Source organism: Paenibacillus sp. FSL M7-0656 (assembly GCF_038003225.1).
Classification (GTDB): Bacteria; Bacillota; Bacilli; order Paenibacillales; family Paenibacillaceae; genus Paenibacillus; species Paenibacillus amylolyticus.
Genome location: NZ_JBBOOT010000001.1, coordinates 6,798,695 through 6,821,965, shown reverse-complemented (window position 1 = coordinate 6,821,965; position 23,271 = coordinate 6,798,695). Strand labels below are relative to the sequence as shown.

Genomic DNA, 23,271 nt, shown 5'->3' with positions numbered 1-23,271 from the left:
CCTCCGTTAATTCGATCCAGAACATCGAGTATTTGATATCGATTCTCATTATCACTTAAATCCTAGTGTAATGGTAATCTTATCAAAATACAATGGCTAAAAAACAAACATTTCTTGTACAAAAATTTCACGAACACATCTGCTCTTTACTATTGCGCTCTTGGAGCCGCCAACAGCTTTTCAACGACAAAATCAAGTTGTTTATTAATTGAATAGATATCCGAATAATAGAAGAAATCGAAATCAATCTCAATCAGACGACCTTCCTTGATCGCTGGGATACTGCTCCATATTGGATTATCCGTCAAGTTATCTGCCCCTTCATACACAGAGCGAAACACATAGTCTCCGATATATTCAGGAAGAACTTCCATGGAAATCGTGGAGCCTGCCGCGTCCGAAACCACGTCGATTTTTTTCTGTACAACTTCAGGTGCTTTCATTCCCAAGTACTCATATACCGCCTGAGATCCACGGCCAAATTGTTTGCTCTCTACAATAACCATACCTTTCAAACCACCCTCCACAATGGAGATTGTTTTGTCCAGTATGCCTGCATCTGCAAGAGTTTTTTTACTCTCTTCGACTTTGTTGTTGAGATTGGTGATTAACGTCTCGGCTTCCTGTTCTTTGCCAAAGATACTTGCTATATCATGAAGTCTCTCTTCTGTAGTCAATTTCTCATACGGAATATATACCGTTGGTGCAATATCTTTTAATAACGTATACGTCTCTTCTGAAGGAACAATGATCAGATCCGGATCAAGATCAATGACAGCTTCAGGATTTGGTTCAAACCAGGTACCCAATGCGTTTACACCCTCTAGTTCATTCTTGTATGCAGCTCCGTCATATACATCTGAGGTAGCGATTGGCTTAACTCCCAGTGCGACGACATCCCCCTGGAGATACAATACAACAACCCGTTTTGGATTCGCTGGAACAACTACGTCACCCTTAACCGTTGAGACCGTGCGTGTTTCATTGTCTTTGTTCGTCTGGCTTCCTGTATCTGATGATACTGCCGTACTGCTGTTATTGGAATTGGTACCCGTTCCTTCGCCGGCTGCTGGTGTTGTTGCTGTACCTGAAGAGCAGGCTGCGAGGAGCATCGTTATGCTCAATAATGCAACCATAATCATACTGGAACTTGTTTTTCTTCTTTTCATTGGTGTAGACCCTCCGTCTATATATTGATAATGATTCTCATAATCAATATATCCCGACTTCCATCTTCGGCCAATGGACGATTCAGAGATTACCAATGGACGATCCTCTGCTCTCGCTTCTTCTCTTATCTTTCGTTGATACTGAATGGGAGAAATTCCCACATGTTTTTTGAAGATACGACTAAAATAATACACATCCGAATAACCTACTTCTGCTGCAATTTCACTCAGCGTTGCATCAGATCGCAAAAGCAGATTGCGAGCCTTAGCGATTCGGGTCTGAATTAAATAATCAATGGGACTGTGACCCGTCTGTCGTTTGAATTGCATGGATAAATGACGGGAGCTGTAGTTGAACTGTTCAGCCAGGAAATCAAGCGTGACCTGTTCCCTATAATGATTCTGTATATAACGAAGTGTTTGTTTCACCGGGTCAGCAAGCTCTGTTTTGATCTCCTGCTCTGCCAATTGAACCATCATTTCATGAATGAACTGGTAAAATAAACTTTTTGTATGAAGCAGATCCAGACTGCCAGATTGAATCCATGCACCCTCAAGCTCATCAAGGTAACGTAATAACCCCAGCGGACTACTCGGTGCAAATCCATATTGCAAAGAGAACGGTGCAACTTCCGGCTGTGCCAATAACCACTTTTTACGATAACTAGGAAAGGCAAGAAATGCTCTGTAATAGAGCAGAATATATTCGAAATCTTCGTTGGTTTGGATATCCAGTGAAGATCCTTTGGCCCCATGAAGCATGTAGAACCGCTCTGCCTTGTATGTTTGTCCATCCAACTGAAGCACAGCAGATCCTCGAATCGTATATATAAAACCATTTGCCGGAAGTGTGTAGGAACTCAGTTGTGCCCCTGCCTCCATAACGATTCGGCGTATATCCAGAACCTTAACAGCGGCATGATTCCAGCATTTCATCTGTTCGTCTAATTGCATCGAATACTCTCCAATCCCAACCTCACCCGGAACAAAGGCCTTACAAGGTCATCATTCTGCCACACATCCGATAACATATGCCTAGCAGAGGTTCACTAATGTACCTTTATTATAAATGATAATAATTTTCATTATCAACTGAAATTTAGAATGGAATTGGATTTCATCTCATCAATCACTTGTTAGACTTAATTTGGTTCAGAGATCTTCTTAAACCACGCGGCCAATTCCTCTGTTTGATCCAATGTTGCAATCGGGTCAAAGTACCATGAACGATCCGGGCTCCAGATAAACACACGATCATTTTTAACCGCATCCAGTGAACTCCAGACCGGTTTCGATTCCAACTCTTCCAGGGTCAGATTATCTGCTGTTAGAATAATATAGTCTCCGGCAAATTCAGGAATCGCTTCCGATGAAACTTCAACCAGTTGATCCTTCATTAAGATCTCTTTTTTATCTGCAGGAGGATTCAAACCAAGCGCGCTGTAGACTGCCTGACCTCCCCGACCAAAATTATCACCAAAGGCCAACGGTGCTTTATCATAGAACTGCATGACCGACACCTCGGCCTGCGGATCAATTGCCTCACTAACACGTTTCTTGGCATCTGCAATTCTTGCATCATAATCGGCTAACCATGCCTCAGATTCTTTTTCTTTATTTAACACTTCACCGAAATAGGTAATTTCTTCGTGGGTATTTTTCAATTCACCATAAGGTACAACCAAGGTAGGTGCAATTTTGCTAAAGGAATCAAATAAATCAGGATTACCTGTCACAATGAGATCCGGTTCAAGTTCCAACACCTTTTCTAGAGAGATGGTTTCATATTCACCAATATTCTGCACACCCTCAAGTGAGCTGATAAAATAAGGATTTTTCAGGTTCATCTCGGGTGTACCCACAGGTTTGATCCCCAGAGCGATCAAGCTTCCTAGATACAAGTCAACCACAATCCGTTTAGGTTCAGCCGGAATTGTAATATCTCCCTTCACCGTTGAGATTATACGTGGTTCAGATGTTTTGGTGTGATTACCCGCTGTTACTGTGTTTGTGGAACTTGATGTACTTTTGCTTCCAGAAGCATCCCCGCTCGAATTACTGGCAACACCTGTAGAGCAGGCACTTAGCAGTAACGTAAGACTTAGTAAAATACTAAGCAACATTCCCGTTCTTGTCTGTCTGTTCATATTTATTGACCCTCCGTGTTTATATTGATAATGATTATCACCATCAGTATAAACATACCTTCCACTTCCACCTCTGAAAATGTCATTTCGCGCCACACCTGATGTCAGATCAGGCCAATATAGGGGGGCTGAGGTCTTTTCTTTAAATTGCAGAGGAGAAAGACCTGTATGTTTCTTGAACATACGTCCCAAATAATATCCATCAGGATAACCGATGCCTGCTGCGATCTCATCCAATGTGGCGTCCGTTTGTAGCAACATCTCCTTGGCTTTGAACAAACGAAACTGAATCAGATAATCGATGGGACTATATCCCGTCGACTGCTTGAACTTGCGTGACAAACTTCTTGGGCTGGTGCCAATCATTTCTGCCAAAACATGAAGTGTAAGTGGCTGGGTGTACGAAGACTCTACAATTTCAATGACTTTGCTGACCTGATCCAACATACTTGGATAACGATTGGATATACGAGGAATCTGTGATGAGATCTGCTCCACAAATGCATAGAACAAACTCTTGGCCTGAAAGTGCTGAATAGGGTTCTTTTGATCCCACAAAAAGTGCATCTTTTTCCATTGCTCATATAGAATGGTTGGCATATCGGGGGTAAAGCCATAGTTCATTTGGAACGGATTGATACGCTCCATTAACCTTCCCAGATCATTTCTCCCTCCACTAGGCAGGTTTGCTTTGTACATCAAGTAATATAGGCGCAATCCGGATTCGCCTGCTCGAATCATCAACTTACTCCCTTTTCCCCCATGGAAAATATAAAAGCGACTCACTTCATATGTTTGATTGTCAATCGTCACTCCAGCATCACCCTGAATGGTGAGTACAAAGGTACTTGTCGGAAATTTGTATTTCATCTCTTCATATGCCTCTAATTCAATGTAACGGATATCTGTTATGCTCACCGCAGCATAGTTCCAGAGGATATAATAATCATTCCACATTTTGCTAACCCATCTCCGTCTACATAAATTGTGTCTGTACTCTACTCACTTATTGATAACCATTATCAATTATTATGATGAAGTACGCAATACAACCGACGCAAAATGAATCCATTGCGAGGAAACAAGAGCTATTCAAATCTTTCTCTTAACATCCGATATATGTAAATAGAACCATGATAAAGTGGAGAAGGAGAACAGAGGATATGAATTCAATCTCATCTGCAACCAAAAGCAGTTTCACTCCCGGGAATCAAGTCTCCAATCGGGATAAAGAAATTCAGGGACTCATGCAGCAGAAGATCCGGCTCAATGAAGAAATGCAAGGTGTAAAAACCAATGACGAGTTGGATACCAAAACCAAAGCTCAGCGAATTAAATCCTTAACAAGCTCCATTTCCCAGATCGACAGCCAGATTGCCCAAATTAAAGCTGAAGAATTGCAAGAAAAGGACAAATTAAGACAGCCCGAAAAGGCTCAACAGCAACAACCCAAACCAACCGACGAGGCACAAGCCCCTTCACTCGATCACCTGATCAAGCATAGTCAGACTTATGATCAATTGGGTAAGCTGGTCGGTTTGCGTGATCGCATGCAGGGCTCCATTCAGACCACCGAAGGATAAACCCGCTTTGACCGACTTGTTCTCGAGATCAATCCTCCCGCAAATGATCTCGATCTAGGCAAATCAATGATGTTGGAAAATTCAGAACGCACCGTCTTTCAGGCAAAGCGAGAGACCGTCCAGGACATCAACTCCCAGTTAAACAAGGTCAATCAGAAGATTGGGGAGCTGGTGGAAGAGATCCATCAGCCCGCACCTAAAAAGGGAATACAACCACCTATCTCTACAACAACTGGAGAAGAAGATCAGGAAGTAAATGAAGGAAAGAAAACGGGAAGTAAGGAGCACCCATCAGATGGCGGAGCCACAGATCAGGAATCAGGAAATGGTCCGCAAACTACAGCTTCTACATCTCCTGCTGCTTCATATCCATCCGTCGATATTCGAATCTGAGTGCGCATTGATCAAACATAATTTTATGTATACATAATGGGTTTGAAGGTTAAAGTGGTTCGTTCGCTACACAACCTTTGACTCGCATCCAATGATAGAACCGCTATTACAGGTGACTAACTCCTGATAAATAGCGGTTTTTCTGTATTTTAACGTTATGAGTATAGAAGCGAAGCCTCAGCTTCCGAAGAAGCTTTCTTACAGAAAGCTTTTAGACCCACATCTTTAGATTCTCTCTGTCCTCTACGTTCTCGTAATTTTATGTCTAGCACGGAGTAGTGGCGGTATCATTTGCACAGATGATACTTCCAGCAATCGCTTTACAACCTTTTTTGATGCGTGTGGCCTCATCAATTATCTGATCTATGTTTTCATATTTTCGCTTGCTATTGGTTACAACGGCGATGGATACCGACACGAGAGGAATGGGCCGATTTAGCCCGGAACGTCCTTCCCCCAGAACATATTGATGATGCCAATCATGTTCGTTGTAGAATGTCCTTTTCATTTCCTCAAAACCTAAGATGACTTCCTCACTAATATATTTGTAATCATGGTGATTCAGGATCGTAATAAAATCATCACCACCGATATGTCCAAGAAAAGCTTCAGGGGGAACAAATAGCTTGCGAAGCAAGTTAGCTGTCGCCTGAATAAGCTGATCCCCCATTTTGAAGCCGTAGCTATCATTGTAGGATTTGAATTGATCGAGATCAACGTACAGTACGCTAAATTGGTCCATCTGAAGAGCCTGAGACAGCCTTTCATCTATAATATGATTACCAGGAAGACCAGTCAGCGGGTTCATAAAAATCGCCATTTCAGCCCGTACATCAGCAACAGCAAGTAGCAAACGCCGAATACTCACAGCTCCAAAGAAACTTTCTCCTGACGTGACCAACACAAGATCATATATTTCCCCTTCATCTCGGTCCATGGCTAGAACACTGACATCTGTAATCTGTTCTGAATAATCCACGACCAGTGCCTGTGTGTTCATCACCAGTTCTACAGGACGTCCCATATATAGATTATAGCCATACTGGGTGCCAATCTGCTGAAAGAATCGGGGCCGCATCATTAATGACACATCCTTCTCCCCCATAACAGCTATACCTTCCAGACTAGGATTGGACTTGAAAAGATGATAGACGATATCACATTTTGTATCAGATTGTACTACAGGAATTGGTTCAGCAATCTCGCCTATTTGCGTAAACATACTATTCTACTCCTCTGTTCGTAGCATCTTATCCGAACTTTTCAAATATATATGTAGGTCTTTGTCAATGGTCACATCGTACCACTTTCTACTTGAAAAAGCGTTAACTGAGAGTAAAAGTTTATGAATTATTTCCTTTTCTAAACTTTGCTATAGTGAGCTTATTTTAATGCTTGATCTCAAAATTTTGAAGCAATCATGCAACACTAAATTTCATCATCATGTTCTGTGTTATTTCGTTATGCAAAAATACCGTCATTTACTGGATATCTTTAATCCAATAAATGACGGTATTCGTTGGCATATATTACAGAAGTTTATCGGCATGAAATGAACGAATTCAGATATAGGCCGCCAAAAATCCATTTGGCTAGAATCAAATTTGAATCCAAACTATACTTGCCAGCTCACTACTCCTGACCCTTTCAGCTTACCTTATGCTCAATTCTCAGCTTGTCAGCAACCATCGCGATGAATTCCGAGTTTGTCGGCTTCGACTTGCTGATATTGATCGTGTAACCAAACAAGTGGCTGATGCTGTCGATGTTACCGCGAGTCCATGCCACTTCAATGGCATGACGGATGGCACGTTCGACGCGGGACGGCGTGGTTTTGAATTTTTCGGCAATCGCCGGATACAGTGTTTTGGTGATGGCTCCCAAAATTTCGATATTGTTATACACCATCGTAATCGCTTCGCGCAAATACTGATATCCTTTAATATGCGCAGGAACGCCGATTTCATGTATGATGGACGTAATATTTGCATCCAGATTTTTGTGTTTGCCCATTGGCACAACATTGGATGATTTCATGAACATGGATGATCCGCTGCTTGTGGACATCGCCGTCTGTGTTCCCACCAGTTGACGCACACGATTCGCAAGCACTTCCATGTCAAACGGCTTGAGAATATAATAAGAAGCTCCGAGTTGCACGGCACGCTGTGTGATATTCTCTTGTCCGAATGCCGTAAGCATAATGACTTTAGGCTGTGGAGACAGGTTCAGGTCGCGCAAGCGCTCAAGCACACCCAATCCGTCCAGGTGAGGCATGATAATATCCAGAATCAATACATCTGGCACATCCCGAGTTTGCTCCAGCAATTGCAGTACTTCTTCTCCATTGTATGCAATACCGGTTACTTCCATATCTTCCTGCTCAGATATATATTCGGCAAGCAAATTCGTAAATTCACGATTATCATCGGCCAGCAATACCTCAATTTTTTGCAAAACGGTATCCTCCTTTAAATTAAACATCGTTTCGTACATTTCCTTACAGGTTAAATTTTCGACACAGCAAGTTAAATTCCTCCTGTCGAAAATTATTTTTCTTTATTTTTTTTTCTTGTTCCTATATAATAAATAATTTATTTCATTATCCGATATATTATGTTTGCTTTCGACAAAAAAGAACCTCAGGGCTGTTTAACCAGCCTTGAGGTTCTTATCGTTTTCCTTTTTCATCATAACGCCAGCATCTTGTAACATCCATTCAATGAAGCAACCGTAACCCGATTTTGGATCATTCACGAATACATGAGTAACTGCACCGATTAACTTACCATTCTGTACAATTGGGCTGCCACTCATCCCTTGAACGATACCTCCGGTCTTATCCAGCAGTTTCGGGTCCGTGATTCGAAGCACCAGACCTTTTGTTGCTGGTTCGGTTTGATCTGCCACATGAACAATGTCAATGGAAAAGCGTTCAACTTGTTGACCGTCAACCACGGTAAGTATTTCGGCCGGTCCTTCCTTGACTTCATGAGAAAAAGCTACGGGAATGCCTTTCGAATACAAACTGTGCTCAGGATTTCCGGACATTTTACCAAAGATACCAAAAGCCGTATTACGTTCAATATTGCCCAAAATTTTGCTTTCCTTGAGGAAATGAGCACGTTTCTCACCCGGATCACCGGTCTCACTCTTCGAAATTGACGTTACATTGGACTGAACAATCTGACCACTACCCACAACAATAGATGTCTGTGTGTTCATATCTGTAATGACATGGCCCAGTGCGCCATATACGCCCTGATCGGGAGCATAGAAGGTAAGTGTGCCAACACCGGCTGCAGAATCACGAATGTACAATCCAAGCCTCCACGCTTGATCCTCGGAGTCATACGCCGGAGTTAATCGTGTCTTCACCGTTTCCTTACCACGTTTTAACACAACATCAATACCTTTTTTACTTTTCCCTGCAAGTTCAACGGCTTCAGAGACACCTGCTACGCCATCCAGACGTTTACCATCCATATGCGTAATCAGATCTCCGAGCTTAATGCCCGCTGTTTCTCCGGGCGATACACGCTCATCCTGACCGGAACGGACCAGATGATGTCCAACCACCAGAATGCCTGCCGATTTAACTTTGACGCCAATCGTTTGACCCCCGGGTACAACACGCAAATCCGGTATCACATTCACATGGACTGTTTTGACCGGAATTTTACCCCACAACTTCAACGTTAATTTGGCATGTCCCGTCTGTTGAGGGTGAAGATGCAAAGGTTGTTGCCTGGTAACATGCATCGCTGCCTGATCATCCAAACCAACGATATCAGGACGATCTACAACGGCGCTTGAAACAGCAGGTACAGCGAGCCGGACATCCGCTTGCCTGCCAGCAAACACTTGCAATTCATCCGGCAGTGAAGCATAACTTTGCACAGGCTGAATGGCCTGGCTAATCACACAAAGAAAGAAGGCAAATAAAAGACCTAGCAATTTCTTCCTGAGGGGGGAATTCAATGGCTGTCACACTCCCTTTGCTTCTTTCGCTTGACGAAAGGTGGTCGCCAATTGCGTACCTTTAAGATAACCTCGCCCCCAGGCTTTTATTACTGTCAATCATTACGCCAGCCGTCCGTTTCACCCTTTTTTGGCTTCCGCCAAATTCAGCATTTCCTGTGCGTGATGCAGTGTTTTTTCTGTAATTTCCACGCCGCCCAACATACGTGCCAATTCCTTCACTCTGCCTTCGTCTGACAGCGATTCCACCTGCGTCATCGTCCGTCCATCGTAGACATGTTTCTCAATGAGATACTGATGATCTGCCATACAAGCCACTTGTGGTAAGTGCGTTATTGAGAAAACCTGACAAGTCGAAGACAAGCGGAACAGTTTTTCCGCAATGGATTGAGCTGCTCTACCGCTAACTCCGGTATCAACTTCATCAAAAATCAACACAGGTATCCAGTCATGTCGCGCAAAGATACTCTTCATCGCCAGCATCATTCTCGATAACTCACCACCTGAAGCAATCTTGCCAAGTGGTCTTAATGGCTCGCCCGGGTTCGGTGAGATCAGGAATTCCGCATTGTCCGCACCCTGACGATTCAGACGAATACGACGTCCATTCCATTCAATGCCCTTCGGATCTTCGAAAGGAGTAATCTGAACACGCAGTGTAGTCCGCTCCATTTGCAGATCCTTGAGTTCGCTTTCCACCTGTGCAGCAAGTTCCTCGGCGCATTGTTTGCGAACCTTGCTGAGCTCTTCAGCAGACTCCATCACAAGGTTAAGCATTTTATCACGTTCAGCTCGCAATTTCTCCAGCCGTTCGTCCTTGTTCTCCAGTTGGTCGGTTTCATGGCTAATCTGATCATAATAACTCAGAATAAGTTCAACACTGTCCCCGTATTTCCGTCTGAGGCCAGAAATCAGATTCAGCCTTTGCTCCACTTCTTCCAGCCTTGCCGGATTAAATTCAATCTTCTCCCGGTAATCCCTTAACTGAAATGTCGCATCTTCCAATTGATAAAATGCGGATTGCAGCTGCTCTACGATTGGTTGCAGTCCTTTGTTATCATATCCAGAAATGTCTTCAATTCTTGAAAGAGCAATGCTCACAGCTTCAAGTCCGCGTTGACCACTGAGGAGATCATATGCACCAGCAACACTGTCCATCATTTTCTCACTATGGGATAGTTTGACCCGTTCTTCCCCGAGTAATTCATCCTCGCCTTGTGTTAGGCTTGCTGCTGCGATCTCCTCAAGCTGAAAGCGATACATGTCCAAGAGTTGATATGCACGCTGACTGGACTCCTGAAGCGCACGCAATTCTTTTTCCGCCGTGATAAACTTGCTGTAGCGCTCCTGGTACTTCGCTTTAATTGGTCCGATGACTTCCGAGCCATAGGTGTCGAGAAGCCCCAGATGGCTCTCAGCGCGCAGCAAACTCTGATGTTCATGTTGTCCATGAATATTGATCAGCTTCTCGCCTACTTCCCGCAGCATGGTCAGATTGACCAATTGCCCGTTAATGCGGGACGTACTCTTTCCCTGTGTATTCAGTTCACGTCGAATGACCAAATGCTCTTCAGGCTCACAATGGATACCCAGCTTCTCTAATGTCTGCCATACCGGATGACTCTGCTCCATCTCGAACAATGCTTCCATCTCTGCCTTCTCACATCCGTACCGGATCAGATCAGCTGAACTTCGTCCACCAGCAATTAATCCAAGTGCATCTATAATAATTGACTTACCTGCACCCGTTTCCCCTGAAAGTACATGGAATCCCGGATGGAATACAACATCCACTTCTTCCACCACAGCCAGATTACGAATCGATAACGTAACTAACATCTGCAAAAACACCTCCGGATGACTAACTCAGAAATTATGTTTTTGAACCATTGATTTAAGAGGTTGTTCAAAAAGTCCGCTTTTGATTACGAAGGATGCCTGGTGGCATCATCAGCATCGAATATGGAATTTAGCCGAAATAAGTGGGATGCTTACGAAGTATGTTTCCTTCGGAAACATTGCAGTTGCTCACGTAGTTTTCCCTACGCTCCGCTACTCCATTTCTAGCTTCATCCCATCTTCTCGGTACTGAAAACCGATCTTTTTGAACACGCACTTTAAGCAATATAACCCATGATTCGCTCAATAACGGTCACACTGTTACCTTCAGTCCGGCAGATAATCAGAATGGTGTCATCTCCACAGATCGTGCCCATGACTTCATTCCACTCAATATTATCAAGCAAAGCTGCAATGGAGTTGGCTGTGCCTGGCAAACATTTCATCACAACCAGATTGTTCGTGTGATCAATGTGCAAGAAGTTGTCAACGAGTGCACGCTTCAACTTTTGAATCGGATTATATCGTTGATCTGTTGGTAAAGAGTACTTGTATCTTCCGTCATCCATCGGAATCTTGATTAACAGAAGTTCCTTGATATCCCGAGATACCGTCGCCTGAGTCACCTGAAAACCTGATTTGCGTAGTGCTTCAACCAGATCATCCTGGGTCTCAATTTCATTTTGACTAATGATTTCACGAATCTTGATGTGCCTTTGTCCTTTCATACATGCCTCCAGTTAGATGTATTGCAATAAAGCAGCATTTGTAATTCGCCGCAGACTTTGCCCTGCAATGTTCATTCTTTTATATTAGTCCAGATCATCCCCATCATACACATCTTCCTGATAGTCCATGAGCCTGATTAACTTAATATCGGAATCCTCCACGTCAACATACAGCAATCCTTCACAGCCAGGATATAACAACAGATAATTGAGGAAGCGATCCCTTAGCGCAGGGCCGGTCATTTCAATTGGCTGTCTGCGACGAGACGTTTTCACGAGGTATCTGAGATCCTCACGTTCTGCAACATAATCAATGAATAATCTGCTGTAATAAACGGATTCATTGGCCTCAAAAGCCAGAGGGACTTTCATTTTCCCACCGATGACTTCGTAGCCCTGTGCTTCAAGCAAATCCAAGGCCGGGGAATCTTGAATCTTAACGTTCAGTTGCATTCCAGACAAGCTTACCGGCGTCGGTCGGTTCACCCAATTACGCAAGCCAAAGAACAGCCACAAGATCAAACAGACAGCAAGTACACCTATAAAGATTGTGTCATATTGACCATCCATTATCGCTCACCTCGAAGACATATTCGAGGTTCAGTAATGATTTCCCTTTACGTCAATCACCTTTCCAGCGAAAAGAAACCCATCTTATGATGAGTTTCCCGTAAATGTATGAGCTGCTTCCTTTGCAACTTGCTCCGCAAGTGCGTCAAGTGAAGCTGGATCGATCTCTGGTTGTGTTGCCTCTGGTGCTTCCAGACGCCAATGTGCGAGAAATTCTATATTACCTTCTCCACCCGTTATCGGTGAAAAAGTTAAACTCTGCAGATGTAAACCAAGTTGACTGGAAAAATGAAGCATTGTCTGCAATACATCCTTGTGTACCTTCGTATCACGTACCACACCGGACTTGCCTACTTTTTCACGCCCTGCCTCAAATTGAGGTTTAATCAATGCAACGATATCTGTAGGTTGTTTCAAAAGAGCCAGAAGTGGCGGCAATATGATTCGCAGTGAAATGAACGACACATCAATGCTCGCAAAGTTCGGCACGGGTCCCGTCAGATCTTCAGGAGTCACATAGCGGAAATTAGTTCGTTCCATAACAGTAACCCGCTCATCATTACGCAAAGACCAGTCGAGCTGATTATACCCCACATCAATAGCGTAAACGTGAGACGCGCCATGCTGAAGTGCACAATCCGTAAATCCACCGGTGGATGAACCAATGTCGAGCATGACAAGTCCATTCATATCAAGGCCGAAATGACGGATCGCTTTTTCGAGCTTCAATCCGCCTCTGCCGACGTAGGGATGTACCGAGCCTTTTACTTTCAGCTCGGCTTCCCTTGGAATTTTCATGCCCGCCTTTTCGATCGGCTCATTATTGGCATATACCAGTCCAGCCATGATTGCAGCTTTTGCCTTCTCACGACTTTCATAATAGCCCTGCTCAACCAGCAGAACATCAATTCGTTCTTTCGGGAGTGACATGTCTGTCTCCTATCATGTAAATTTACGAAGGAAAACGTGTTTTGGGTATGCCGTAAGATGATTGAACAGCCATCTTGCGCAGTTCAGCACATACATTTTCAACGGTAAGACCCACTTCCTCACGTTGTTCCTTAATACTACCATGCTCGATGAAGCGATCCGGAATCCCCATCAATTGTACATGAACATCATGTAGTCCCTGTTCTGCATAAAACTCCAGCACTGCACTACCCATGCTGCCTGCTTGGGATGTTTCTTCAAGTACAATCAATTTGGTGCCTCGAACAGCTAAATCACGCAACATTTGCTCGTCAAGAGGTTTCAAGAAGCGAGCGTTGATTACGCCTGCTGTGATCCCTTCCCGCTTCACCATCTCTGCTGCTTCTTCTGCAAGCTGCACCATTGACCCTGAAGCGATAACAGCATATCCCTCGGATGGACGCAGTTGCTCCCATGATCCGATCGGAATCGGAACAAGTACATCATCCAAAGGTACACCGACCACATTGTTTCGTGGATAACGGTAGGCAATTGGACCTTCATTATAATCAAGCGCCGTTTTCATCATATGACGCAATTCATTTTCGTCTTTTGGCATCATCAGAACGATATTTGGAATATGGCGCATAAATGCCACATCGTATACCCCTTGATGTGTTTCCCCATCCGGACCAACAAACCCGGCACGGTCAATGGCAAACATCACGTTGGCGTTATGACGGCAAATATCATGTACAATCTGATCATAAGCACGTTGCATAAACGTAGAATACACGGCAAAGACCGGCTTCAAGCCTTCCATAGCCAATGCAGCACACATGGTCGCCGCGTGCTGTTCTGCAATACCTACGTCAATCATGCGATCGGGAAATTCCTTACTGAACGGAATAAGACCTGATCCTGTAGGCATTGCGGGCGTTACCGCTACGATCCGCTTATCCTGCTTCGCAAGATCAATTAACGTTTGACCGAACACTTCCGTGTACATCGGTTTTCCGACTGCCTTCAGCACTTGACCGGATTCAATTTTGTACGGAGAAATCCCGTGCCACTTGTGCGAATCGGCTTCTGCTGGCTGATAACCTTTGCCTTTGGTCGTGAGCACGTGAACGAGCACAGGACCATCAACGTTATCTGCCTGTTTGAAGGTTTCGATCAATTTGGGAATATCGTGCCCATCAATCGGTCCCAAATACGTGAAGCCCAGTTCTTCGAAAAGAACACCTGGTACCATCATATATTTGACACTATCTTTGATCCAGCTTGCCGATTTGGCCAAACGGTCTCCAATAGCAGGAATCTTTTTAAGCATCCCCTCAACATCATCTTTCGCTTTCAGATAATGACGATCCGAACGAATCTTGCTCAAATATTTATGCATAGCCCCAACGTTTGGAGCAATGGACATTTCATTATCATTCAGAATAACCATCAGTTTTCTCTGCTCATGACCGATATGATTGAGGGCTTCAAAAGCCATGCCACCTGTAAGCGCTCCATCACCAATCATCGCGATAACTTGGTTGTCCTCACCCTTGAGATCACGTGCAAGGGCCATCCCCATCGCAGCGGACAATGAAGTACTGCTGTGTCCAGCTTCCCATACATCATGTTCACTTTCGTTGCGTTTGACAAACCCGCACAGGCCGTTATGTTGACGCAATGTATCAAAGCGATCCCTACGCCCTGTCAGGACTTTATGCACATAAGCCTGATGCCCTACATCAAAAATCATTTTGTCTGCTGGACTGTTATAACAGTAATGCAGGGCTACCGTGAGCTCAACCACGCCTAAGTTGGGTGCGAGATGCCCACCTGTAACAGACAGTTTCTCAATCAGAAACTGCCGGATCTCTGCCGACAAAAGGGCAAGATCATCCTGAGACATCGACTTTAGATCACTGGGTTGTTTAATTTGTGGAAGCAGCACGAGAATCTCCCCGCTTTCCTAGATTGTTTAGTTATTGTTGTAAATCGATATATACATTATGAATCAAATGACATTAAATCATTATAACATAAAAGAACAAGAATCATAATTTACTGCACTATACTCCCGATAACGAGCATTCTCGCCAGCAAGTTATTTAAAATTCTTCTCCATATGTATTCCTGCATCCACTCGGGACAGCTCTTTCCATCTACTCGGAAAAAGGACATTACATTCATTACACGGTTATACAGGTTTTGAAACAGACCGCTCCGTCAGAATCTAATGGTCTCGACTCATCAGATAATCTGCAATTTCCAGCAATCTGGATGCATCAGGTAACTCGGCTCTTTCAAGTGCGTCTTTGGCAGATTGGGTAAGGGATTTCACTTCATCTACAGAAGCCTCCATGCCAATAAAATAAGGATATGTTACCTTCTGCTGATTCACATCGCTCTGTGTTTTCTTGCCCATCTTCTGCTCGTCACCCGTCAGGTCGAGAATATCATCCTGAATCTGAAATGCCAGCCCCAGATCACGGCCAAACACACGTAAGGCTTCCATTTGTCCCTCCGTTGCTCCACCAATTCGTGCTCCAGCAATGAGTGAGAAAACAATCAGATCACCCGTTTTGTGCAAATGGATATATTGGAGCTGTGAAAGATCGGTCATGCCTTGCTCGCCTTCCATATCCGCGACTTGGCCGCCGACCATGCCTCTTGCTCCAGCAAGTTCGGACATGTCCTCTACGATGGACAGTAACGCATCTGCCGCCACACCGCTACGGCGTCCAGCTTGAACAATGCTATAAAAAGCATGAGTTAGCAACGCATCGCCCGCCAATATGGCTGTTGCTTCACCATATACCTTATGATTCGTTAATTTTCCCCTGCGGTAATCATCATTATCCATAGCAGGCAGGTCGTCGTGGATCAGTGAATACGTATGAACCATCTCCACGGCGCAGGCTACCGGCATTGCAGCTGTACGCTGTGCACCGAAGGCTTCCGCCGCAGCAACGACCAGAAGAGGACGAAGGCGTTTGCCTCCGGCCATAAGTGAGTACTGCATCGCATCCGTCAACGATTGGGGTACATCCCAGTGATCGGGAAGCGTATGTTTCAACGCTTCTGTCACCTCAGCTGTGACCTCTTCGAGGTATGCTTGAAACGAAGGACGATTACTCATGGACTTCACCGCTCTCATCGTCAGCAGTTCCGAAAGGCTTCTTGCGAAGCTCTCCATCTTCTTCTACGATCATCTCGATCTTGCGTTCCACTTGTTCCAGCTTCAGACCGCAAAGTTGCGAAAGTTTCATCCCGCGTTGAAACAGATCGATGGCCTGTTCCAACGGAACATCACCATGTTCCAGCTGACCTACGATGTCTTCCAATGCCGCCATTGCCTCTTCAAAATTCAATTCCGGTTCATTCGCCATGGGTATTGTCGTCCTCCTTCATTCCCCAAACCTGACAGTCCAGCTGTCCGTCTGTTAATTTAATCTTAATTGAATCTCCAGGCTGTACATCCTTCGTCGACTTGATCAATCGCTGTTCTTGCTCGTCATAGACAAGGCTGTATCCCCGTGACATGACTTTAAGCGGGCTAAGCGCATCCAGATGCCGCACAGATGATTTCCACTGTTGCTGCTTCGATCTGGCTATAGACCTGATCGCAAGTTCAAGTTGTCTGCGTGCTGCCGCATTCTCACGGCGTGCTGCATTGACCTGCTCACGAGGATTGAACCGTTGCAGTGCTGCCCGCAGACGCTCCTGCTTCTCTCCTGTCCATTTCATACGTGTATCCACTGTTCTCAAAAGCCGTTGGTGCATCATATCCAGTCGTTCCGTATGCTGCATCAAGGTACGTCTTGGATGCACCAGTACTGGCGAACGCTGTAATCTTGCGAGCCGTTCACGATTATGTACAGCACGCTGACGTAAGCTGTGCTGTAACTGGCGCTGACGTTGTCCGATCTGATCAAGCAACTCAGCTCGATTAGGCACAGCTAATTCAGCAGCTGCTGTAGGTGTAGCCGCACGCAAATCGGCTGCAAAATCAGCAATAGTGAAGTCCGTTTCGTGCCCAACCGCAGAAATGACAGGAATATCCGAAGCGACTATTGCTCTTGCCACAATCTCCTCATTAAAGGCCCACAACTCCTCCAGTGAACCGCCTCCGCGTCCAACGATAAGTACATCGGCTTCTCCCATCCGGTTAAGGTTGCCAATCGCTTTGACAATGGAAGGTGCTGCACCCTTGCCTTGAACCAGAACAGGATATAAAACAACTTTGGCAGAAGGATACCTGCGCTGGAGTGTGATCATGATGTCTCGCACCGCCGCTCCCGTCGGTGAAGTTACAACCCCGATGGTCTGTGGATAACGAGGGATCTGTCTTTTTCGAGAAGGTGAAAATAACCCTTCATCCTCAAGCTTTTTCTTCAGCTGTTCGTAAGCCAGATACAGACTTCCAATTCCATCCGGTTGCATATGGGTAGCATAAAATTGATACTGCCCATCCCGTTCATACACCGAGACATTACCACGGGCAATAACCCTTGCACCCTCCTTCGGTACAAAGGGTAATCGCTGGTTATGGGATGCAAACATAATTGACTTGATCCGGCTGTCCTTGTCCTTCAATGTAAAATACATATGGCCGCTGGAGTGATGTGTGAAATTCGAAATCTCCCCGCGCAGCCAGACGTCCGACAGGACCTGATCCGATTCCAGTTTCATCCGGATGTATCGGTTCAGGTCTTTGATGGAGTAGATCTTTTGATCTGCCACAGACAAAACCCTAGGCCAATCCGTGAGCGCGCTTGGCAGCGATCAATGTATTTTGCATCAGCATTGTGATTGTCATCGGACCAACACCACCTGGAACGGGTGTAATTGGACCAGAAACTTCTTTCACACTCTCGAAATCAACGTCTCCTGCCAGTTTGCCATTCTCCAAACGGTTCATGCCGACATCGATAACAACAGCACCTGGTTTCACAAAATCAGCATCCACAAAATTAGCACGGCCGATGGCTACAACTAGAATGTCCGCCTGGCGTGTAATTTCTTTCATGTTGGCTGTACGGGAATGACACATGGTTACCGTTGCATTCTCACGTTGCAGCAACAGCGATACCGGTTTGCCAACAATGTTGCTTCTTCCGATGACTACCGCATGTTTACCGGACATTTCCAATCCAGTACGTTTGATCAGTTCAATTACACCCGCTGGGGTACATGGAAGCAGACTATCGTCTCCAATAACAAGATTACCAACATTGACTGGATGGAATCCGTCTACGTCTTTATCCACGGCAATTGCATCAATGACCGCTTTCTCTTCGATATGCTTCGGTAGTGGGAGTTGAACCAAAATTCCGTTAATGGATTGTTGATTGTTCAACTTGTCCACCAGCGCAAGCAGATCTTCTTGGGACGTATCTGCATCCAAGCGATGTACTTCGGAGTAGAAACCGAGGTCGTGACATGCTTTTTCTTTATTACGCACATAGACTTGGGATGCCGGATCTTCCCCGACGAGCACAACAGCCAGACCAGGTACTACCCCCTGTTCGCTAAGCTGTTTTACTTCTGTTGTCATGCTTGCGCGGATCTCTTGGGATACTTCTTTACCGTTAATAATAGATGCTGTCATTGTACTCTCTCTCCCTTATGTGAATATAAATTTAGAGGTTGTTCAAAAAGCCCGCTTTTGATTACGAAGGTTACTGAAAACCGGTCTTTTTGAACACACACTATAATTAATCTTAACTTAAGATAATTTTGCTTTAATCGCGTCAACTTCCTGAATCATGCGTCCAAGTACACCATTGACGAATTTACCGGATTCTTCTGTACCAAAATATTTGGACAGTTCAATTGCTTCATTGACCGATACCTTTGCCGGGATGTCATCACGGAATACCATTTCATACGTTGACAGTCGTAGAATCTGGCGATCTACACGTGACAGACGGCTGATCTGCCAACCTTTCAAATAATCCACAAGCAGCCCGTCAATGGCTTCCTTATTGTTCCAGGCTCCTTGTACAATCTCAGTAACATAAGTACGCATTACATCTTCATCGCGAATAACTACTTCGGTTTCATTATCTTCAGCAGCTTCATTGATCAACATGTTCACAGCTTCTGCTGCACCTACCTCATTCATTTCCATCTGATACAGACTTTGTACTGCAATTTCCCTTGCCAAACGTCTTTTCATGTCCTGCCTCCTGCAGCGCTCCGTCTGGAGCGTCATCATGCTTATTTTAAAATCATGCAAACATCACATCTTATCCAGTATCGGTTAGATCGATGGCTTACACGGTATTGTTATTGTTATCCCTTTTCACAAAAAAACCTGCAATACGTTTCCTCCAAAAAACGGGCAACCTAAACTACAGCTCTATTTTCGGAAGAAACATATTGCAGGGTTCAGGTAGGTCACTTAAACGGACGCCAGCGATCGCCCAGCCATTGTCCCCACTCCCTCCAGGGAATGGACGAACCCAGCTTCGAATCGCTTCGTCTGCCTAACGTATAACCGATGAACACCAAGAGTGCAAAGAACAACATATCCCAAAAACCGATCCATACATAAAGAAATCCAAAAAAGATGCCGCCGATAATTCCGGTAATTCGGCCTCTGTGACTATCCCAAATCTCTTTCCACAGCATCAGTGAAACTCACCTCATTCCACTCGACTCTTGTAGTTAGGCGACTGGGTTACATTAGCGATATACACCGTGACAAAAGAAACCGGGATGCCCGTAATCTCTTGCACATGATCATGTATCGCCTTTTGCAGATCAGAAGTCAGCGCAGGAATAGGTGTCTCACCATCCACTACTGCACGGATCATAATCTCCAGTCCTGACTCAACCACACGTATGCGTGCCTTGACATCACGTACTCCCCGGAAACGGGAAGTTGCCTTCAAACAGAGATTCTCAATCGTCTCCATCGAAATCTGTACATCACCAAACTCAGTACGTTGATCTACAGACGGCAACGATGCACGCTCACGCCGAACCGAGATGTAGAAAAATCGCAAACTCAGGATAAACAAAATCGCTGCTGCAATAACCGACGCAACAATAACGTTTTGTTCCTGCTGGTAATTCAATTCGTAAGGCAGCACACCGCTAATCAGAAGAATGACGGCTGCCGATATTGCTCCAACGCTTATGCTGTATATAAACAACAGAAGCCGATCCAGTATTTTAGCCACGAACTGCACAGCCTCCCTTGCTCACTAACATGACTTAACCTGTTCACTAGCAAAAAATCAGATCCTCATCTAGCTTTCGCTATAATGAAGACCTGTCCAAGACGGGATAACCCCCGGCAGATGATGCCGGGGGAATCTGTCTTCTTTTATTTTACGCGCTGACTGTTCAGGTCGATCTCTTCCACTTTCTCGGTGCTCTTGAACTGAACGTCATGAATGTGCACATTCACTTCATTCACATTCAATCCTGTCATGTTCTCGATGGAACGTTTCACGTTCTGTTGAATCTCCGTAGCTACTTGTGGCAGACGGTATCCGTACTCGATAATTACGGAAACATCAACTGCAGCTTCACGTTGGCCCACTTCAACTTTAACGCCTTTGGAAAGGTTTTTGCGACCAAGCAATTCAGCAAATCCGCCAGCGAATCCGCCACTCATGCCTGCAACGCCTTTCACTTCAAGGGTCGCCAATCCAGCAATCACTTCAATAACTTCAGGTGCGATCTGGATTTCACCGATATCCGTTCGTTCAAATTCAGTCGGTAGTGTACTCATAACTGTTCAACACACCTTTCGCGAGATAAGTTTGCGGCCATCCGTCAGGGCGCTGGACTCAGGTTAATCAACCTTCAGAACCCTTCCGGTCCGGCTTTACCGGAACTCCTGCAAACATCCGCGAGGTGCGGGCTTATCCTTTGCAGGAGACATGCGCTCTTATTATTCATACTATATCATTTGGGCTACATTATGACAAACAAGCCCAATATACCTTTTAAATCTCGTTTTCCTCAAGAAATTTGATATCAAAGTCACCACGAATGAACGTTGGGTGCTCCAGCAATTTCTGATGGAAAGGAATAGTTGTTGATATGCCTTCAATCGCAAATTCCCCAAGCGCACGTTTCATCTTGGCAATCGCCTCTTCACGATTCGCTCCCCACACGATCAATTTTGCGATCATGGAGTCATAGAAAGGTGAAATGGTATAACCCGGATAAGCAGCACTATCTACACGAACGCCAGGTCCTCCCGGTGCAAGGTAGAATCCGATTTTGCCTGGTGACGGCATAAAGTTACGGTCCGGATCTTCTGCATTGATACGACATTCAATGGACCAGCCATTGATAACCACGTCTTCCTGACGGAATGAGAGTGGGTTGCCTTCAGCTACCGAGATCATCTCACGGATCAGATCCACGCCAGTAACCATCTCAGTTACCGGGTGCTCTACCTGAATACGCGTATTCATCTCCATGAAATAGAACTCGCCATTCGGGCTGAGCAGGAACTCCAATGTACCCGCTCCCGAGTAATCCACAGCAAGGGCAGCCCGTACCGCAGCTTCACCCATCAGTGTGCGCACATCTTCGGAGAGAATCGGACACGGAGCTTCTTCTACCAATTTCTGGCGACGACGCTGAACCGAGCAATCACGCTCTCCCAAATGTGCTGCATTTCCGTGTTTATCAGCAATGATCTGAATTTCCACGTGTTTCATACCTGTCAGGAATTTCTCCAGATATACACCTGCATTGCCAAATGCCTTTTGTGCTTCCTGCTGAGCAGCGGTAATCTGCTTAATCAGCGTTTCTTCATCTTCGGCAATACGAATTCCCTTACCTCCGCCACCAGCAGTAGCTTTGATAATGATAGGATATCCGATATCTCTAGCAATCATGATGGCTTCATCCATATTTTCAACAAGGCCGTCTGATCCAGGAATAACAGGTACTCCTGCATCTTTCATCGTCTGTTTGGCAACAGCCTTGTCTCCCATTTTGGTAATGGCTTCGGGTGAAGGCCCGATGAATGTAATATTGCAAGACTCACAAATTTCCGCAAAATCAGCATTCTCCGCCAAAAAACCGTATCCAGGGTGGATTGCATCACATTCCGTCAGCGTAGCTACACTCATCAGGTTTGTGAAGTTGAGGTAACTGTCCTTAGACAGTGTCGGTCCGATACAATAAGCCTCATCTGCAAGACGAACATGCAGAGAATCCTTGTCCGCTTCCGAGTAGACGGCTACCGTTGAGATACCGATTTCACGGCAGGCACGAATAATACGTACCGCAATCTCTCCACGGTTCGCAATCAGTATTTTTTGAAATTTCATTTCGTTTTGTCCTCCTTCGAAGCTCATGCGGTTAGCTGTTAACCAGCTATAACGGTTATTCCGGTTTCACCAGGAAAAGGGGCTGCCCATACTCGACCAGCTGTCCGTTCTCAACCAGCACTTCAACGATTTCTCCCTTGATGTCCGCATCAAGCTCGTTCATCAGCTTCATAGCTTCGATGATACATACCGTTGTTTTCTCAACAACTTTATCACCAGCGCTCACAAAAGGACCCGCTTCCGGCGAGGAAGCTCTGTAAAAAGTACCTACCATCGGAGATACAATTTTATGTAAATGACTTGTAGTATCGACCTGCGGTGCAGCTTCACTTACCACTGCTGCCGGCTGTACTTGCGGAGCAGCAATCATTTGCGGTTGCACAGCAGCTGCTTGAACATACTCCGTTTTGCCCGGTTTGCGGATTGATAACCGTGATCCTTCATTTTCAATTTCCAACTCTTGAACGGAACTTTCATCTACCAGTTTAATCAGTTCTTTGATTTCACTCAATTTAAACATTTCCATTATTCACTCCTTCGGCATCATGCCAGTCTCACTAGGACGGTCATATGGCTTTATGTATTATATCATAATCATTAAAAATGGAAAGAGCCCGAGAGTACAACCAGCTCCCGGGACTGCA

At 45.0% G+C, this 23,271-nt stretch carries 22 protein-coding genes; 2 read left to right on the top strand and 20 right to left on the bottom strand.

Annotated elements, in window-relative coordinates; all coding sequences use genetic code 11:
- Nucleotides 1–149 precede the first annotated feature (149 nt).
- Together MHI01_RS29845 and MHI01_RS29840 are read right to left on the bottom strand one after the other, a co-directional pair.
- The gene (locus MHI01_RS29845; RefSeq protein WP_340984741.1) at nt 150–2,123 is read right to left on the bottom strand and encodes an AraC family transcriptional regulator; all 1,974 of its coding nucleotides are present in this window, start codon (nt 2,121–2,123) and stop codon (nt 150–152) included.
- A 188-nt stretch (nt 2,124–2,311) separates the two neighbouring features.
- Nucleotides 2,312–4,273: an AraC family transcriptional regulator gene (locus tag MHI01_RS29840; protein WP_340984739.1), complete on the bottom strand. Its 1,962-nt coding sequence runs from the start codon at nt 4,271–4,273 to the stop codon at nt 2,312–2,314.
- Nucleotides 4,274–4,479: 206 nt separating this feature from the next.
- Between MHI01_RS29840 and MHI01_RS29835 the strand changes: the two genes are divergently transcribed.
- Together MHI01_RS29835 and MHI01_RS29830 are read left to right on the top strand one after the other, a co-directional pair.
- On the top strand, nt 4,480–4,899 hold the full coding sequence (locus tag MHI01_RS29835) for a FlxA-like family protein (protein WP_340984738.1): 420 nt from the start codon (nt 4,480–4,482) through the stop codon (nt 4,897–4,899).
- Nucleotides 4,900–4,968: 69 nt separating this feature from the next.
- Nucleotides 4,969–5,292: a hypothetical protein gene (locus MHI01_RS29830; RefSeq protein WP_340984737.1), complete on the top strand. Its 324-nt coding sequence runs from the start codon at nt 4,969–4,971 to the stop codon at nt 5,290–5,292.
- A 265-nt stretch (nt 5,293–5,557) separates the two neighbouring features.
- Here MHI01_RS29830 and MHI01_RS29825 read toward each other — a convergent pair whose 3' ends face one another.
- The 18 genes from MHI01_RS29825 to accB form a co-directional block, all read right to left on the bottom strand.
- On the bottom strand, nt 5,558–6,514 hold the full coding sequence (locus MHI01_RS29825; RefSeq protein WP_253501566.1) for a GGDEF domain-containing protein: 957 nt from the start codon (nt 6,512–6,514) through the stop codon (nt 5,558–5,560).
- Between the two features lie 425 nt (nt 6,515–6,939).
- On the bottom strand, nt 6,940–7,749 hold the full coding sequence (spo0A, locus tag MHI01_RS29820) for a sporulation transcription factor Spo0A (RefSeq protein ID WP_036614349.1): 810 nt from the start codon (nt 7,747–7,749) through the stop codon (nt 6,940–6,942).
- Between the two features lie 195 nt (nt 7,750–7,944).
- On the bottom strand, nt 7,945–9,273 hold the full coding sequence (spoIVB, locus tag MHI01_RS29815) for a SpoIVB peptidase (protein ID WP_036675010.1): 1,329 nt from the start codon (nt 9,271–9,273) through the stop codon (nt 7,945–7,947).
- 120 nt (nt 9,274–9,393) lie between these two features.
- Complete coding sequence (gene recN / locus MHI01_RS29810) at nt 9,394–11,112, bottom strand: DNA repair protein RecN (RefSeq protein WP_340984736.1); 1,719 nt, start codon at nt 11,110–11,112, stop codon at nt 9,394–9,396.
- Between the two features lie 278 nt (nt 11,113–11,390).
- On the bottom strand, nt 11,391–11,840 hold the full coding sequence (gene ahrC, locus MHI01_RS29805; protein WP_017687604.1) for a transcriptional regulator AhrC/ArgR: 450 nt from the start codon (nt 11,838–11,840) through the stop codon (nt 11,391–11,393).
- A gap of 84 nt (nt 11,841–11,924) precedes the next feature.
- The gene (locus MHI01_RS29800; RefSeq protein ID WP_340984734.1) at nt 11,925–12,410 is read right to left on the bottom strand and encodes a hypothetical protein; all 486 of its coding nucleotides are present in this window, start codon (nt 12,408–12,410) and stop codon (nt 11,925–11,927) included.
- 84 nt (nt 12,411–12,494) lie between these two features.
- The gene (locus MHI01_RS29795; protein ID WP_340984733.1) at nt 12,495–13,340 is read right to left on the bottom strand and encodes a TlyA family RNA methyltransferase; all 846 of its coding nucleotides are present in this window, start codon (nt 13,338–13,340) and stop codon (nt 12,495–12,497) included.
- Between the two features lie 22 nt (nt 13,341–13,362).
- A complete protein-coding gene (dxs, locus tag MHI01_RS29790) occupies nt 13,363–15,270 on the bottom strand; it encodes a 1-deoxy-D-xylulose-5-phosphate synthase (RefSeq protein ID WP_340984732.1) in 1,908 nt (635 codons plus the stop codon).
- 282 nt (nt 15,271–15,552) lie between these two features.
- Nucleotides 15,553–16,458, bottom strand: a complete 906-nt coding sequence (locus MHI01_RS29785) for a polyprenyl synthetase family protein (RefSeq protein WP_445744935.1) — start codon at nt 16,456–16,458, stop codon at nt 15,553–15,555.
- Entirely contained in the window at nt 16,451–16,708 is a 258-nt protein-coding gene (gene xseB / locus MHI01_RS29780; RefSeq protein ID WP_017687599.1) for an exodeoxyribonuclease VII small subunit, read from the bottom strand. Before xseB ends, MHI01_RS29785 begins: the two co-directional genes overlap by 8 nt.
- Nucleotides 16,698–18,062 (bottom strand): exodeoxyribonuclease VII large subunit, encoded by a 1,365-nt coding sequence (xseA, locus tag MHI01_RS29775; RefSeq protein WP_017687598.1) that lies wholly within the window; start codon nt 18,060–18,062, stop codon nt 16,698–16,700. The genes xseB and xseA overlap by 11 nt, the downstream gene beginning before the upstream one ends.
- A 10-nt stretch (nt 18,063–18,072) precedes the next feature.
- Nucleotides 18,073–18,930 (bottom strand): bifunctional methylenetetrahydrofolate dehydrogenase/methenyltetrahydrofolate cyclohydrolase FolD, encoded by an 858-nt coding sequence (gene folD, locus MHI01_RS29770; protein WP_017687597.1) that lies wholly within the window; start codon nt 18,928–18,930, stop codon nt 18,073–18,075.
- Nucleotides 18,931–19,047: 117 nt separating this feature from the next.
- A complete protein-coding gene (gene nusB / locus MHI01_RS29765; RefSeq protein ID WP_036675000.1) occupies nt 19,048–19,500 on the bottom strand; it encodes a transcription antitermination factor NusB in 453 nt (150 codons plus the stop codon).
- A gap of 221 nt (nt 19,501–19,721) precedes the next feature.
- Complete coding sequence (locus MHI01_RS29760; protein WP_017687595.1) at nt 19,722–19,955, bottom strand: DUF2273 domain-containing protein; 234 nt, start codon at nt 19,953–19,955, stop codon at nt 19,722–19,724.
- A 14-nt stretch (nt 19,956–19,969) separates the two neighbouring features.
- On the bottom strand, nt 19,970–20,509 hold the full coding sequence (gene amaP, locus MHI01_RS29755) for an alkaline shock response membrane anchor protein AmaP (RefSeq protein ID WP_017687594.1): 540 nt from the start codon (nt 20,507–20,509) through the stop codon (nt 19,970–19,972).
- Between the two features lie 146 nt (nt 20,510–20,655).
- A complete protein-coding gene (locus tag MHI01_RS29750) occupies nt 20,656–21,066 on the bottom strand; it encodes an Asp23/Gls24 family envelope stress response protein (RefSeq protein ID WP_017687593.1) in 411 nt (136 codons plus the stop codon).
- Nucleotides 21,067–21,283: 217 nt separating this feature from the next.
- Nucleotides 21,284–22,627: an acetyl-CoA carboxylase biotin carboxylase subunit gene (gene accC / locus MHI01_RS29745; protein ID WP_036614375.1), complete on the bottom strand. Its 1,344-nt coding sequence runs from the start codon at nt 22,625–22,627 to the stop codon at nt 21,284–21,286.
- Between the two features lie 55 nt (nt 22,628–22,682).
- Complete coding sequence (gene accB, locus MHI01_RS29740; protein WP_036614903.1) at nt 22,683–23,147, bottom strand: acetyl-CoA carboxylase biotin carboxyl carrier protein; 465 nt, start codon at nt 23,145–23,147, stop codon at nt 22,683–22,685.
- Nucleotides 23,148–23,271: the final 124 nt, after the last annotated feature.

What these genes read in the sequence shown, in the direction of transcription:
- MHI01_RS29845 (WP_340984741.1), bottom strand. Translation starts at nt 2,123, where the DNA reads ATGCAATTAGACGAACAGATGAAATGCTGGAATCATGCCGCTGTTAAG.
- MHI01_RS29840 (WP_340984739.1), bottom strand. Translation starts at nt 4,273, where the DNA reads ATGTGGAATGATTATTATATCCTCTGGAACTATGCTGCGGTGAGCATA.
- MHI01_RS29835 (WP_340984738.1), top strand. Translation starts at nt 4,480, where the DNA reads ATGAATTCAATCTCATCTGCAACCAAAAGCAGTTTCACTCCCGGGAAT.
- MHI01_RS29830 (WP_340984737.1), top strand. Translation starts at nt 4,969, where the DNA reads ATGTTGGAAAATTCAGAACGCACCGTCTTTCAGGCAAAGCGAGAGACC.
- MHI01_RS29825 (WP_253501566.1), bottom strand. Translation starts at nt 6,514, where the DNA reads ATGTTTACGCAAATAGGCGAGATTGCTGAACCAATTCCTGTAGTACAA.
- recN (WP_340984736.1), bottom strand. Translation starts at nt 11,112, where the DNA reads ATGTTAGTTACGTTATCGATTCGTAATCTGGCTGTGGTGGAAGAAGTG.
- ahrC (WP_017687604.1), bottom strand. Translation starts at nt 11,840, where the DNA reads ATGAAAGGACAAAGGCACATCAAGATTCGTGAAATCATTAGTCAAAAT.
- MHI01_RS29800 (WP_340984734.1), bottom strand. Translation starts at nt 12,410, where the DNA reads ATGGATGGTCAATATGACACAATCTTTATAGGTGTACTTGCTGTCTGT.
- MHI01_RS29795 (WP_340984733.1), bottom strand. Translation starts at nt 13,340, where the DNA reads ATGTCACTCCCGAAAGAACGAATTGATGTTCTGCTGGTTGAGCAGGGC.
- MHI01_RS29785 (WP_445744935.1), bottom strand. Translation starts at nt 16,458, where the DNA reads ATGAGTAATCGTCCTTCGTTTCAAGCATACCTCGAAGAGGTCACAGCT.
- xseB (WP_017687599.1), bottom strand. Translation starts at nt 16,708, where the DNA reads ATGGCGAATGAACCGGAATTGAATTTTGAAGAGGCAATGGCGGCATTG.
- folD (WP_017687597.1), bottom strand. Translation starts at nt 18,930, where the DNA reads ATGACAGCATCTATTATTAACGGTAAAGAAGTATCCCAAGAGATCCGC.
- nusB (WP_036675000.1), bottom strand. Translation starts at nt 19,500, where the DNA reads ATGAAAAGACGTTTGGCAAGGGAAATTGCAGTACAAAGTCTGTATCAG.
- MHI01_RS29760 (WP_017687595.1), bottom strand. Translation starts at nt 19,955, where the DNA reads ATGCTGTGGAAAGAGATTTGGGATAGTCACAGAGGCCGAATTACCGGA.
- MHI01_RS29750 (WP_017687593.1), bottom strand. Translation starts at nt 21,066, where the DNA reads ATGAGTACACTACCGACTGAATTTGAACGAACGGATATCGGTGAAATC.
- accC (WP_036614375.1), bottom strand. Translation starts at nt 22,627, where the DNA reads ATGAAATTTCAAAAAATACTGATTGCGAACCGTGGAGAGATTGCGGTA.
- accB (WP_036614903.1), bottom strand. Translation starts at nt 23,147, where the DNA reads ATGTTTAAATTGAGTGAAATCAAAGAACTGATTAAACTGGTAGATGAA.